Annotated in this window: 8 protein-coding genes and 1 pseudogene; 3 read left to right on the top strand and 6 right to left on the bottom strand. The window is 67.1% G+C overall.

The window, feature by feature from the left end:
- Nucleotides 1–127: 127 nt before the first annotated feature.
- The 3 genes and pseudogenes from IEX33_RS12255 (at nucleotide 128) to IEX33_RS12245 (ending at nucleotide 4,905) form a co-directional block, all read left to right on the top strand.
- A complete protein-coding gene (locus tag IEX33_RS12255) occupies nucleotides 128–1,927 on the top strand; it encodes an NAD(P)/FAD-dependent oxidoreductase (RefSeq protein WP_188730526.1) in 1,800 nt (599 codons plus the stop codon).
- A 15-nt stretch (nucleotides 1,928–1,942) separates the two neighbouring features.
- Nucleotides 1,943–2,998 carry a 2,3-butanediol dehydrogenase gene (locus tag IEX33_RS12250; protein ID WP_188730524.1) on the top strand — a complete coding sequence of 352 codons (1,056 nt, stop codon included), beginning with the start codon at nucleotides 1,943–1,945 and terminating at the stop codon, nucleotides 2,996–2,998.
- Nucleotides 2,999–3,069: 71 nt separating this feature from the next.
- Nucleotides 3,070–4,905: pseudogene (locus IEX33_RS12245) on the top strand (gamma-glutamyltransferase family protein).
- A 38-nt stretch (nucleotides 4,906–4,943) separates the two neighbouring features.
- On the opposite strand, the gene IEX33_RS12240 reads toward IEX33_RS12245, so the two are convergent.
- The 6 genes from IEX33_RS12240 to IEX33_RS12215 form a co-directional block, all read right to left on the bottom strand.
- Complete coding sequence (locus tag IEX33_RS12240; RefSeq protein ID WP_188730522.1) at nucleotides 4,944–6,419, bottom strand: multicopper oxidase family protein; 1,476 nt, start codon at nucleotides 6,417–6,419, stop codon at nucleotides 4,944–4,946.
- Nucleotides 6,419–6,688, bottom strand: coding sequence for an SHOCT domain-containing protein (locus IEX33_RS12235; protein ID WP_188730520.1), 270 nt, complete (start codon nucleotides 6,686–6,688; stop codon nucleotides 6,419–6,421). Before IEX33_RS12235 ends, IEX33_RS12240 begins: the two co-directional genes overlap by 1 nt.
- A 124-nt stretch (nucleotides 6,689–6,812) precedes the next feature.
- Nucleotides 6,813–8,174, bottom strand: a complete 1,362-nt coding sequence (locus IEX33_RS12230) for a Wadjet anti-phage system protein JetD domain-containing protein (RefSeq protein ID WP_268238415.1) — start codon at nucleotides 8,172–8,174, stop codon at nucleotides 6,813–6,815.
- Nucleotides 8,167–11,601, bottom strand: a complete 3,435-nt coding sequence (locus tag IEX33_RS12225; RefSeq protein WP_188730516.1) for an ATP-binding protein — start codon at nucleotides 11,599–11,601, stop codon at nucleotides 8,167–8,169. Before IEX33_RS12225 ends, IEX33_RS12230 begins: the two co-directional genes overlap by 8 nt.
- Nucleotides 11,598–12,245: a DUF4194 domain-containing protein gene (locus IEX33_RS12220; protein ID WP_229675355.1), complete on the bottom strand. Its 648-nt coding sequence runs from the start codon at nucleotides 12,243–12,245 to the stop codon at nucleotides 11,598–11,600. Before IEX33_RS12220 ends, IEX33_RS12225 begins: the two co-directional genes overlap by 4 nt.
- Nucleotides 12,242–13,684, bottom strand: a complete 1,443-nt coding sequence (locus IEX33_RS12215) for a DUF3375 domain-containing protein (protein ID WP_188730514.1) — start codon at nucleotides 13,682–13,684, stop codon at nucleotides 12,242–12,244. Before IEX33_RS12215 ends, IEX33_RS12220 begins: the two co-directional genes overlap by 4 nt.
- Between the last annotated feature and the right edge of the window lie 77 nt (nucleotides 13,685–13,761).

Here is a 13,761-nt window from a genome sequence, read left to right as displayed (position 1 = left end):
AACGCTGCTGTAACCCCCGCTGCGTTTCACTGGGGTGACGCAGCTCACGCCCGCCCAGCATATCGCAGGGTGCAGGACGGAAACGGAGCCGCCCGAACACCACGGACCATCACACAAAGGAGTGGACATGACCGAATCACCAAAGGCCGCCGCGCAGGCCTGGCTCAAATCCCTGGATGAAGCCCTGCAGCGGCGCGACGTGGAGGCGGCGCTGGAGCTTTTCGGGGACGACAGCTACTGGCGGGACTTCGTGGCCTTCACCTGGAACCTCAAGACGCTCGAAGGCAAGGCGGACATCCGGCGGATGCTGGAAGCCACCCTTGACCGGGTCCAGCCCGCCAACTGGGCCCTGGCCGAGGACGCCACGGGCAGTACGGGCGTTGATGGAACCGTGGAAGCGTGGATCACTTTCGAAACCGGCGCTGCCCGCGGCTACGGCCACCTGCGGCTGCGGGACGGCAAATGCTGGACCCTGCTCACCACCATGCAGGAACTCAAGGGCTTCGAGGAAAAGAAGGGCCCCCGCCGGGACCAGGGAGTGGCGCACGAGATCGTGAGGGGGCGCCGGTCCTGGCTGGAGCTCAAGGAAGAGCAGGAGGCGAAACTCGGGTACGAAGAGCAGCCCTACTGCGTGATCATTGGCGGCGGGCAGGGCGGGATCGGCCTCGCGGCGCGGCTGCGGCGGCTGGGCGTGCCCACCATCATCATCGAGAGGAACCAGAAGCCCGGGGACTCCTGGCGGAACCGCTACAAGTCCCTGCACCTGCACGATCCCGTCTGGTACGACCACCTGCCCTACCTGCAGTTCCCGGACGACTGGCCCGTCTTCGCCGCCAAGGACAAGATCGGCGACTGGCTGGAGCACTACACCCGCATCATGGAGCTGAACTACTGGTCCGGCACCGAGTGCGTAGGCGCGGAGTACGACGACGGCACGCAGGAATGGGCGGTCAGCGTCCTCCGCAACGGCGAACCTGTGACCCTCCGGCCCAAGCAGCTGGTATTCGCCCTGGGCGTCTCCGGCTACCCCAGCATCCCCACGTTCGACGGCGCCGAGAGCTTCCTCGGGGAGCAGCGGCACTCCTCGCAGCACCCCGGCGGTGGGGACTGGACCGGGAAGAAGGCCGTGGTGATCGGCTCCAACAACTCGGCGCACGATATCTGCGCGGACCTCTGGGAGCACGGCGCCGACGTCACCATGGTGCAGCGCTCCTCCACCCACATCGCCCGGAGCGAATCCCTGATGGACCTGGCGTTGGGCGGGCTGTACTCGGAGAAGGCGCTGGCCAATGGGGTTACCACCGAGAAGGCCGACCTCCTGTTCGCCTCGCTGCCCATGCGGATCCTGCCGGAAACCCAGGTACCGGTGTACCAGCAGATGGCTGAACGGGACGCGGAGTTCTACTCGCAGCTGGAGGCAGCCGGGTTCGATCTGGACTTCGGCGTGGACGGCTCCGGGCTCTTCGTGAAGTACCTGCGGCGCGGCTCCGGCTACTACATCGACGTCGGCGCCTCGCAGCTGATCATCGACGGGCGGGTGAAGCTGAAGTCAGGGCAGGTTTCCAAGATCACCGGCAACGCCGTGGTGATGGCGGACGGCACGGAGCTGGAGGCCGACCTGATTGTCTACGCCACCGGCTACGGCTCAATGAACGGGTGGCTGGCTGACCTGGTCTCGCCCGAAGTAGCGGACCAGGTGGGCAAGTGCTGGGGATACGGCTCAGACACGCCAAAAGACCCTGGTCCGTGGGAGGGGGAGCTGCGCAATATGTGGAAACCAACCAACGTTCCCAATCTCTGGATCCACGGCGGCAACCTGCACCAAAGCCGGCACTACTCCTCCTACCTGGCCCTGCAGCTTAAGGCCCGGATGGAAGGGCTGGAGACGCCGGTGTACGAACTGCAGCCCAGCCACCACACCCGCTGAAAGGTAGAGACCATCATGAAGGCAGCACGTTTCCATGGACGCAAGGACATCCGCATCGAGGACATCCCGGAGCCGCAGCTCCGCGCTGGAGCGGTAAAGATCGACGTCGCGTGGTGCGGCATCTGCGGCAGCGACCTGCACGAGTACCTGGAAGGCCCCATCTTCGTCCCGGCGCCGGGCCATCCGCACCCGCTGTCCCACGAGGAGGCGCCGGTGACCATGGGGCACGAATTCTCCGGGACTGTCTCCGAAGTCGGCGAAGGCGTGGAGGGGCTGGCAGTGGGTGACAACGTCGTCGTCGAGCCGTACTTTGTGGACGGTGACTGCGACATGTGCCAGGCCGGCAGCTACCATCTGTGCCGGCAGATGGGGTTCATCGGGCTCTCCGGCGGCGGCGGAGGCCTGAGCGAAACCATCGTGGTGGACAAACGGTGGGTGCACCCCATCGGGGACATCCCGCTGGATGAGGCGGCGCTGATCGAGCCGTTGTCCGTGGCGCACCATGCGGTGGAGCGCAGCGGCGTGAAGGCCGGCGATACGGCGCTGGTGGGCGGATCGGGGCCGATCGGGCTGCTGACCGCCGCGGTGCTCAAGGGTATGGGCGTGACCACGATCGTCAGCGAACTGACCCAGGCCCGGAAGGAGAAGGCCACGTCCAGCGGAGTGGCGGACCATGTGCTGGATCCGAGCAAGGAGGACGTCCCCGCGCGGGTACGGGAACTCACCGGCGGGACCGGCGCGGACGTCGCCTTCGAGTGCGCGGGCGTGAACGCCGTGCTGGACACCATGCTCGACGCCGTCCGGCCAGGGGGAGTGGTGGTCAACGTGGCCATCTGGGGCGCTCCCGCAACCATCGATATGCAGAAGCTGGTGCTCAAGGAAATCGATCTGCGCGGCACCATCGCCTACGTCCGCGACCACCCCGCCGTCATCAAGATGGTGCAGGAGGGCAAGGTGGACCTCAAGCCGTTCATCACTGGGAGGATCGCGCTCGATGACCTGGTGGATCAGGGCTTTGACACCCTGATCAACCACAAGGACACGGCCGTCAAAATCCTGGTGCATCCGTAGCGGACCCCGGCCGGGGAGGCGGGCGTGGCGGTCACGGCCGCGTCCCCGCCGGGTCCCTAGGATTGCACTCCATGGCGTACACACCGGCAGGCAGCTTCACCACCCGGCCCACCCTCCAGGGCACGTTCGGCATGACGGCCTCCACCCACTGGCTGGCCACGGCCTCGGCGCAGGCTGTGCTGGAGCGGGGCGGGAACGCGTTCGACGCCGCCGTGGCCGGCGCGTTCGTCCTGCACGTCGTCGAACCCCACCTGAACGGCCCGGGCGGAGACATGACGGGCGTGTTCACCACCGCCGGCAATCCCTCGGAACCGGTTGTGCTGATGGGGCAGGGACCCGCACCGGCGGCGGCAACCCGGGAGCACTACCTGGCCGAAGGGCTGGAGCTGGTGCCCGGGGCCGGTGCGCTCGCCGCCGCCGTGCCCGCCGCCGTCGACGCCTGGCTGCTGCTCCTCCGCGACCACGGCACGTGGGACCTGGCGGACGTGCTCTCCTTCGCCATCGGCTACGCCCGGAACGGGCACCCCGTCCTGGACCGCGTGGCCAGAACCATCGCCTCGGTCGCAGCGCTCTTCACAGAGCACTGGCCGACGTCGGCCGCCCTCTGGATGCCGGACGGGAACGTTCCGGCAGGCGGAGACATCGTGAAGAACGTGGCCTACGCGGACGTCCTGGAGCGGCTTATTTCCGCCGGCCAGGGTGTGGAGGACGACGGCGGCACGCCAGCGCAGCGGTCAGCGCGGATCGACGCCGCGCGGCGGGAGTGACGGGAGGGTTTCGTGGCCAAGGCGGCAGTTGCGTTCCTCGCCACACCGCACCGCCACTCCTCCGGCACGGACCACGCCGGCGTGATGACGGAAGCTGACTTCGCGGGATTTTCGGCCGGATACGAGCCCGCCGCCACCCTGGAGTTCCGCGGCCACACCATCGCCAAGACTGGTCCGTGGGGCCAGGGACCGGCGCTGCTGCAGACGCTCGCGATCCTGGACGGGTTCGACGACGAGTACCTGGATCCGTCCACCGAGCTCGGCGCGCACACCATCCTGGAGGCGCAGAAGCTGGCCATCGCGGACCGCGAGGCGTACTACGGCGACGCCGCGGTGCCCCTGGACTACCTGTTGAGCAGGGAGTATGCCGCGGAGCGCCGGCAGCTGATCGGGGAGAAGGCCTCGCACGCGTTCCGGCCCGGCGAGGTTCCCGGCCACACGCCTTTCCTGCCGCCGCTGCGCACGGAGTACCTCCCGCCGTCGCTCGCTGCCCGCGGGGAAGATGCGTTCGCCGGGGTGGGTGAGCCGACGGTGCAGCCCACCGGGGAGACCCGCGGCGATACCTGCCATATCGACGTGGTGGACCGGTGGGGAAACATGGTCTCAGCCACCCCGTCCGGCGGCTGGCTGCAGTCCTCCCCGGCGATCCCCGAACTGGGCTTCTGCCTGGGCTCGAGGCTGCAGATGACGTGGCTTGAGGATGGCGCCCCGTCCACGCTGACCCCCGGCAAGCGACCGCGCACCACGCTGACGCCTACGCTCGTGCTCCGGGACGGCCGGGCGGTGGCGGCTCTCGGGTCACCGGGCGGCGACCAGCAGGACCAGTGGCAGCTGTTGTACCTGCTGCGGACGATCGTGGGCGGGTATGAGCCCCAGCAGGCCATCGACGCGCCCGCCTTCCACACCACGTCCATCCCGGGTTCCTTCTGGCCCCGCACCTGGACGCCGGGCGGGGCGGTTGTCGAGGACAGGATCGGGGAGGATGTCATCGCCGGACTCGAGGCGCGCGGCCACGTGGTGTCCCGGGCGGGGGACTGGTCCCTCGGACGCCTGTCGGCTGTGGTTCGCTGTCCAGAGACCGGCGTGCTGAAGGCTGCGGCCAACCCCCGGGGCGGGCAGGGCTACGCGGCCGGGCGGTAGCTCATGGCGGTACCCGGCGCCGTGGGTTGGCGCCTGGCTCAGCGGACCTCAATGACTCCCATCATGCCCTGGTCCTCGTGGTCCAGGATGTGGCAGTGGTACACGGAGCGGCCGGTGAAACCCGTGAAACTGACCCGGACCTTCACCTGGCCATTGGCGGGGATATTCACCACATCCCGCCAGGTCACCGAGTCCGGGGCGGTCCCTGCCTCCTCAACCACCTGCATGGGCCAGACATGCAGGTGGAAGGGGTGGTCCATGGGGCTGGGGTTGAGCAGCGTCCACTCTTCCACCGTCCCTGCAGCCACAACGGTGTCTGTCCGGTCCGGATCGAAGGTCCGCGCGTTGATGGTGAATGTCATCATTCCCCTGCCCATCCCCATACCCGTGCCTGTGGCGAGGGTCAGTTGCCTGCGGGCTGCGACCACCGCGTTCCGCAGGTCTTCCGGTGCCGGCCGGGCGGGCGGCGGCGCCGGCGGCGTGGGCGGTGTGGTGGCCGGGGCTCCGGACGCCGAGAACGTTGCCAGCACCAGGTCCCCGGTGCCTCCGGCATCCGGTCCGCGGCCGGCCCGTCCCATCATGCCTGCCATGCTTCCCCGGTTGTAGTAGCCGGACCTGAGGGCGGACACACCAGCGGTGGCTGTGACCAGGACATCGGCACGGTTGCCCGGCGCAAGCAGCACCTCGTCCACCGTCTGCGGTTTGGGGAAACGGGCCAGGTCAATGCCCAGCAGCTCCCACTGATGTCCGTCCAGCCGGAGCCGCAGGTAGCGGGCAACGCACGTGTTCACGATCCGCCACCGCTCGCGCTCGCCTGGCCGGGCGGAAAGCTCCGGGCTGCTGTGGCCGTTCACCAGGACCAGCCGGCCTTCGCGCCCGAGCATCCGATCCATTGGTGTGGCCTCCGCCAAGGCACCTGAGCCGTCCACGGTTAGGTCCGAAACCACCAGGATGCGTTCCCGGCTGACGGCGGGCGCATCCTCCTCTTCAACGATGATGGCGCCGAAAAGGCCGGCGGAAACCTGGTCTGCCACCATGCCGTGGTGGTGGGGGTGGTACCAGTACGTTCCGGGAGGGTGGTCCGCGGGGAGGCGGTGCTCATAGCTGAACGACTGGCCCGGCGGGACCATGACGAAGACATTGTCACCATTGCCCTGGGGCGAGACGTGGAGGCCGTGGACGTGCAGGTTGGTGGGGACACCCAGGTTGTTGACCAGCTCGATCTGGAGTGCGTCTCCGCCCCGCACCCGCAGTGTGGGGCCGGGGACGCTTCCGTTGTAGCCCAGGATGGATGCCTGCAGGCCGCCGAGGGGCACCGATACGGGCGAAGCCTCGAGCCGGACCTTCAGTTGTCCGTCAGTGCTGCGCAGCTCCTCCGGCTCGGTGAACCCACCGCCGGCTTCGGGGGAGAAACGGGACGTGGCCGTCCACCAGAGCCCGGCTCCGCCGGCCACCGTGGCCGCCGCTCCCAGGCCTCCCAGCAGCAGCGCCCGCCGCCGGCTGATGGCACGCATCAGCGGCCCTCGCCGAGGACCCTCAGCCGTTCGCGGTATTCCTCCTCCGCGATTTCACCCCGGGCAAAGCGTTCATCGAGGATCTGCTGCGCCCGGGTCCGGCCGGCATCAGGTCCGGGCAACCGCGGCGGTCCAGGATGGCGTTCTGACGTCCTCCCGGTGCCTGACAACCGCACGGCCACCAGCACCAGCAGGGCGATGCCCACCAGCAGGAGGAGGCCCCAGAGCCACATCATCCAGCCCATGTTCGAGCCGTAACCCCACATCATGACCGGCGCCCTTTCGCCCGCAAACCGCTGATAGGGCGATCCTCCGCCGGTACACAGCCGGCCGCCAGAGTCCGAAGTCCTTTCAGGCGCGGTTTGTCTAAAGTCCCGGTCAACCCAATCCCGGTTAACCCGACAGGCGTGCCAGCACCCAGTCCCAGCGGATGAGTTCCTGCTCCAGCCGGACAGCTGTTCCGTATACGTCGTTTTGCAGTTTTTTGTAGAGCGCTGCCTCATCGGCAGTCAGCCGGCCAAGGGCCGCCGTGGACGGTGCCGGCTCGCTGCCCCACACGTCCCGGTGCGCCAGGAGCGTCGCTTCGTCCATCAATACGCTCACCACATGCGGGTGGACTGCCCTGAGCTGGTCGAGGATCTGGAACCCGTGGGTATCCAGGTCGCCCCAGTACAGGACGTTGCAGTCCCGCAGCCACGATGCATCCCGCAGTGCCGAGAAGCCGTACCCGCCGCCGTAGATCGCCAGGGTTCCGGGCTGTTCCGGGACCGCCAGGAAGTTCACCAGGTTCTCCGTGACCAGCACTCTTGTGACGGGCAGGCGCAGGGTGCTGAACGCCTCAGCCGTCACCGTGACATCCCGGGCGCTGCCCAGCAACGGCACAGCAGCATCCAGTGAACGGAACCGCACGAGCTCCGGAGGGTGCAGGAACCCATGCCGGACGGCAAATCGGGCGGCGGGAGTCCGCGGGGCTGGCTGCCCCAGGAGCGAGCCGGGTTCAGCGGCCACCCCGGCTACCTGCTCTGCGTCAGCCACCTGCTCTGCGGCAGCCACCAGCTCCGCGGCAGCCTCCGGGGCATCCCTGGTCGCCGTTTCCGCGGACAGCGCTCCGAGCAATTCATCGATCACCGTCCGGTTGCCCTCAATGAACTTGGTATGCACGCCGGAGAGGCTCAGCTGGCGGACGTAGACACCGGGCTCCGGGTTGTCCCGAAGCCACAGTGCAACGCGCGCTGCGGTGAGGGCATCCCCACCGAGGTCCAGCAGCTTCAGCGGACGCCGCAGCGCCCAGGTGCGGAATGCAGGATCCAGCCCGGCCAGCCCCTCGGCCAGGGCCACGAACCAAGCGGCATCTCTTGCCTTGCCTGCGAACGAAATTTCATCCTGTGCCGAAGCGAAGACCACTGCGGCCGGCAGATGATTGGCCCCAATGGTGTTGCGCCCCACCTCGGTAGTTTCCAGGGTGAAGGGCCCCGCGGCGGCAAACAACCCGGCCGCCCAGGCGCGCGCCGCCGCGTAGTCACGGAGGAGGGCCGCCGCCGTCGGCCGCTTTAAGGCACGACGGCGGGGGTACGCCCCGCTGGGATCCAGCAGTTCGCGGAGGAGGGCGCCGCTGCTCCAGGCCTTCAGCGTCAAGGTGCGAAGGTCCGCCGGCGTGGTCCATCCCTGTGCCCGGCCCGCGGAGCTGTCAGCGCGGAGGTCCCTTCCCGAACCTCGCAAGCTCGCTTCGGGCCCCTCGGGACGCCGCTTAGGCATGCCGGTCGCGCTCGTCCCGGTACTCCTGGATGGTCATGTTCCGCAGTTTCGAATCGTTGCCATTCGTATTTGCCACGAAGCCCACGTGTGCCACAAACGGCTCTATCACGTGGATCTTCTGCAGGGGAGTGACAATAAGTAACTGCAGCTTCATGCGCTGGAACAGCTCCAGGCCGTAGCGTGCAGACTCGTCGGAGCCGCGCCCAAACGCTTCGTCGATCACCACAAAGCGGAAGCTGCGGCCCTTACCCGCGCTCGTCCCGGCCCCGGCAGGAGCCTGGTTGGCGCCCAGCCCGAACTGGAATGCCAACGCTGCAGCCAGGATGGTGTAGGCCAGCTTTTCCTTCTGGCCGCCGGACTTTCCGCCGGAATCGGTGAAGTGCTCAAACTCCTCGCCGGTCTCGGTCCACTTCTCGGAGGCGGAGAACGTAAACCAGTTCCGCACATCCGTTACCTTCGCCGTCCAGCGCTCGTCCAGGGCGGTGAAGCCGTCCCGCCCGCGGAACCGTTCAATTAGTCGCTCCACCTGCAGATACTTCTGTTCGGAGTACTGGTCCTCGTCGCCGATGGTTCCCTCCGAACAGGCCCGCAGGTCCGTTCCGAACTGCCGCACGTCCAGGTCCGTGGTGTTCTGGTGCTCCAGCTGGATGTGCCGGCCACGGTTGTACTCAATGGTTGCCAGGGACTCGTTGATTTTGTTGATCCGGTTGACGATGTCCTGCCGGCGGCTGTCCAGGAACGCATTGAACGCCACCACCTCGTGGATGGTGTTCTGGTTCAGGGACTCCTTGAAGTGCGCCTCGAACTTGGGCAGGTCGTTCTTTTCCAGCTGATCAAGCAGGCGGCTGTAGTCTCCGGCGGCATCGAGTGAAGCGTCGATCTCCGTGGTTTCGTTCGGATACTTGTTCCGGAAGTCGGCCATTAGGCGCACCGTGCCGGCCTCCGCCGTGGCCAGACGCTTGGACAGCGCATCGATGGCCTTTGTCAGCTCCTGCCGCACCGCGCTTTCCACTGCGACCGTGTTCTTGTAGGTGAGGAGTCTTTCCCCGGGCGCGCCGGCGGCGAGGCTGGCCACGGATGCCAGCAAGCCGGCGTCTTCCGTCAGCGGGTCCTCCGCCAGCACAGCACGGCACTCGGCGATGGCCTCCGCGAGGTTCTCGGTGTCCTTCTCGTTGGCTCCGAGCCGCTGCTGGATCTTGCCGGCCCGCTCTTCGAAACGCAGCAGGTCAGCCTTCAGGACAGCCTCCCGGGCAGCCAACTCCTGGAGGATGTTGCTGGCTGACTCCAGCGCCCGCCGCTCCTCCTTGGACTCCTCGATCCGCCGGGCGGTGAGCTCCCAGCTGACCTCGCCGAAATCCGCCACCGAGCGCACGGTGCCCAGTTGCTGGTTCTTCCGGCCGAGGTCGCCCAGCTGGCGGTCGACGCTGGCCAGCTGCGTGGCGGCCACCTGGAGCTGGCCTTTTGCCTCGTCCAGCTCGGCCAGGAACCTATTGACCTTGTCCTGGTTGTCCCAGCCCAGCACGTAATTCCGCCGATCCGCGATGTCCTTGCGATCATCCTTCTCATGCCGTCCCCTGCCGCCCTTGAGCTGCCCGTTGGCGGTGAGCGCTTTGGGAAAGCGCCGGAATTCGGCCAGCGTGTCACAGCAGACGTAGTCGAACCGGCCGGCCAGTTCCTCCAGCAGGAAATCATGGAACGGCGTGCCCTGCTTGATGGCGATCTTGGCAGCCAAGGTTCCGGGTTCGGCGGTCCGGGCGGAGTACGAGTCAGCCACCTTCAGGTAAACGAGCTTGCCCTTGAGGTTATTCGAGTCCACCCAGCTGCTGACCGCAGCGTAGTGCTCGGCCGGTACCAGCAGGGACAAGGCGAAGCCTTTGAGGGTCCGTTCGGCTGCGCCTTCCCAGGCGGCTTCGCCGTCGCGGACGCGCAGCAGCTCGCCGACGAACGGCAGCGCCTTCTCCGGCACGCCGGTTCCCTCGCACAGCCGGCGGCGGATCCCCACCTGGTCCAGCGGCAGCAGGTTCCGCCGGGATTGGAGGCTGGTGAGTTCCGCTGTGAGGTCTGCAGCGCGTGCGGTCTGGACGGTGCGCGTCATGGTCAGCTCGGTGCGCTGCTCCTGGAGGTCCCTGTTCTGTTCCGCCAGCCCGGATTCGACGGCTCCCAAGCCGTCCCGGTTGGCGTCGAACAGCACCCGGTCCTCCGGTGCCCGCAGGCCCAGCTCCGCGGCGGCGGCAGCATAGGCCTGGTACCGGGTCCTTTGGACGGCTGCTTCCCGCTCGAGGCGGGCGATCTCAGCGTCGATGGCCGCGAGCCGGCCGCCGCCGTTGGAACGGATGTCCTCGGCAACCGCGCTCAGATCGTGCCGGAGTTCGGTGATGCGGGAGGTGACGGCTGCGTTGTCCTCGCGGAGCCGCTGCCCGGTGCTGTCAAGCTCGGCGGCATGCTCGAGGCTGAGGATCAGCTTCTGGTTGGTGAACCAGGGGTGCAGCTGGTCCCGCTGGTCCCTGGCTTCCTGGTCCTCATGCGTGAGCTGGGCATGCCGGGCGGCACCTTCTCGGATGGGGGCCAGCATGGCGATCTGGTCCTTGGCGCGCAGCACAGCGCCATGGGCCTTCTTGAGGTCGTCAAAGTGGTGGATCAGGTTCTTGATCCGGCTCTCGACGTCGTCCTCGTCCAGCATGTTGGTGCGCACGAAGGAGGTGATGTTCTCCACCTGCTTCATGGACACCGTCCGGTGGAACAGCTCCATGGCCTGGTTCCCGCTGATGCCGAACTGGCGCTTGAACGCTGCCGCGTAGGGCTCGAAGGTGTCGTGCACCGCGGCGCCGGCAGCCTTGAGCTTCTTTTTCAGCTTGAACGGGTCCTGGCCGAAGTTGGCGAAATCCGCTGCGATGCTCTGGTCCGTTTCCGCGAGTGAATAGAACCGGTTGGGCTGGCCTGCCTCCTGGACCGCCCACAGGGTGACGGCCAGCGTGACCGACTTGTCCAGCACAGCATTGCGGAAGACGGCGAGCACGACGGTAAGCGAACCCGTGCCGCGCAGCGACACAGGTTTGGAGTTCTCGCCGCCGGTGCTGCGGGTGCTCTTGTGGTACCCCCGCACGTAGGACATGAGGGTGCGTTCCTTCTTCTGGGCACCCGCAGCCTTGTTGTATTCGATCTTGTTTGCGGGCAGCAGGAGCGTGGTGATGGCATCCACCACCGTTGACTTTCCCGAGCCGATGTCGCCCGTCAGGAGGCTGTTCGCCCCGTCCAGGCGGAACGTGCGCACACCCTGGTGGAAGGTGCCCCAGTTGAGCAGCTCCAAACGGTGCAGCCGGTAGCCCGGGGGAGTGCCGGCGTCGTCCTCTGTGTTCTGTTCCGGCGACTCTGGCGCCTCCGCGGGGTCCTCGAGGCCGAACAGGCTGTCCTGCAGGTCCGCGGTCACGGCAGTTCCCCTTCCGTGGTGCTTTCAGGCGTTTGCGGTGGAGCGCCTGCGGGTTCCTCCAAGGACGCCCGGTAGTCAGCGAGCCGGGCGTCGAACTCCTCCAGCCATTGGGCGTCGACATAGGCCTTCAGGATCCTGGCGACCTCGTAGGTTTCCGACTGGCCGCGGAGCCTGCGGAGGAAGCCGAGCTCCACCACCTTTTTAAGGGTGGCGCCCAGCTTGTCCAGGATCTTGGCCTGGTTGCTGGACTCAGGCAGGAAAACCGCCACCATGTCCACGATGTCCTGCTCCGTCATGATGAGGCGGAGCTCGCTGCTGTTGGTGTCAAACTCAAGCATCCGGCCGCGCAGCAGGGCCAGCAGGAGGCTGACGTCGAACGTGAGCCGGCGGCGCGGGATCAGCCGGGGCAGGTTGCCTTCCGGGTCCTCCCTCGACCGCAGGAACGCGTAGCCCTCGGACTCGTCCAGGATCAGGTCCAACCCCAGCACGGCCACATAGTCCCGGGCCTGGGATTCCAGCGTGAGCAGGGACTGCCACGCTTTCTCGTCCGATTCGGCGTAGAGGACGCCGCGGAAGAGGCGGGTCACGACGCCGGGCAGTTCCTCGGGCGTGCGGGCGGTTTCCGTCATTTCACTCGGGTTCATGCCGGCCTCACAAAGATGATCTGATCGATGGTGGCTTCGCGGGTGCTGCCGTCGGGAAGCTTCCACTGCAGCTGCTGGGGAACGTCGTCATGGATGTTGGCCCATTCGGATTCGCTGGCCAGCTGGTAGTACGCCACGATCTCGGCGAGCCCCTGCTGCAGCGGATGGGCCTGGGTCACTTCAACGAGCGTGGCCTGCTCGGCGCCGGCCAGGACGGCATCCACATTCGCCTGCAGGCGCTCCTTATCCACGTGGAACTGGCTGAACAGGGCGCCGGCGTCCACGTCCGAATCATCGGCGGCCAGCACGTCGTCGTCCACCATCATCTTCCGGCTTGGCTCGTACAGCGGCCGTTCGAAGGGCAGCGCGACATCCACCGACTGCGCGGCGATCTCCATGAAAACGCCCGACGGCGGCGCCTCCCGGCTGCCCAGCGCACTGGATTCGATGCTACGCACAAGCCGCATGATGCGCTTGTTTTCGAGGAAGACTTTGTCATCCAGGAGCCGGCGCATCTGTTCGGAGAGTTGGCGGACGGTGCCCTGTGTCTGGTCGACGGCGGGCAGCCAGTCCTGGTGCAGCCTTGTCACGGCGTGCAGGTCCTCCACGCCGGAGAGCGCTTCGATTTCCGTGGCACGCTGCAGCAGGTCCTGCAGTTCGGTACGCAGCTGGGGCGACATTAGGTAGTCCCAAAAACCTTGGAACGTGCGGCCCTGGAGTGAACTGCTGATGCCCTGCTGGTTGGCGAAGATGGTCTCCAGAAGTTCGCCCTGGGTCCCGTCCCAGGTGGCGATCTGTTCGCGTACCTGCCGGTCCAGCTTCCGGAAGTTCTGCTCCACCTCCCGGAAATCGGACAGCAGATCCTTGGCGAGGGTGGTCAGCTGCTGGAAGTGGTCCAGCGCCTCAGGAGCGGTCATCACCCTGATGTTGCCGTCCCTGATCCGCTGTATCTCGGCATCGATGCCGTCCCGCTGGCGCTGCAGCTCGGCCAGCCGGACCTCGGGGTCCGTCTCCGACTGCTGCACCAGGGCCTTCAGGACTGCGAAGATGCTGGTAAGCCTGGACTGGGTGGCAACGAAGTCCCGCCCGCGAAGGTTCTCCACCCACCGGACCACGTCCTCGGCGGCGGGGGTGAGGTCGTAGTGCGGTTCGTCCTGGCCGGGAACGTAATACTTCCGCAGCCAGGCCTTTTCCGGCGCTGCCCAGTCGTCCAGGTACTCCCCGGCGGGCCGGGGGAACTTGTCCTCGCCGTAGACGTCCCGGAGGCCGAACAGGACGTCGTCGAGGTGGTCGACGAGCTGCTGCCGGCCGATATCCCTCTGGTTGGGCCCGGTGAAGGCCTTCATGAAGAAGGACAAGGCCAGCGGCGCGTTCTGTGCCCGGAGCAGGGACCAGCCGGCGTGGTTTTCACGCAGGCTGTTGATGGCGAAGAAATCCAAGGCGTCCTCAGGGGGCTTCCGGCGGCCGAATGACTTATGTGCCCAAGCTACACGCAGCCGCCGACAATTGCGGAGGA

Source organism: Pseudarthrobacter scleromae (assembly GCF_014644515.1).
Lineage (GTDB): Bacteria > Actinomycetota > Actinomycetes > Actinomycetales > Micrococcaceae > Arthrobacter > Arthrobacter scleromae.
This window is presented reverse-complemented; position numbering and strand designations above follow the sequence as displayed.

Bases quoted from the DNA above. Each gene is read 5' to 3' on its own strand.
- IEX33_RS12255 (WP_188730526.1), top strand. From the start codon at position 128: ATGACCGAATCACCAAAGGCCGCCGCGCAGGCCTGGCTCAAATCCCTG.
- IEX33_RS12250 (WP_188730524.1), top strand. From the start codon at position 1,943: ATGAAGGCAGCACGTTTCCATGGACGCAAGGACATCCGCATCGAGGAC.
- IEX33_RS12240 (WP_188730522.1), bottom strand. From the start codon at position 6,419: ATGCGTGCCATCAGCCGGCGGCGGGCGCTGCTGCTGGGAGGCCTGGGA.
- IEX33_RS12235 (WP_188730520.1), bottom strand. From the start codon at position 6,688: ATGATGTGGGGTTACGGCTCGAACATGGGCTGGATGATGTGGCTCTGG.
- IEX33_RS12230 (WP_268238415.1), bottom strand. From the start codon at position 8,174: ATGCCTAAGCGGCGTCCCGAGGGGCCCGAAGCGAGCTTGCGAGGTTCG.
- IEX33_RS12220 (WP_229675355.1), bottom strand. From the start codon at position 12,245: ATGAACCCGAGTGAAATGACGGAAACCGCCCGCACGCCCGAGGAACTG.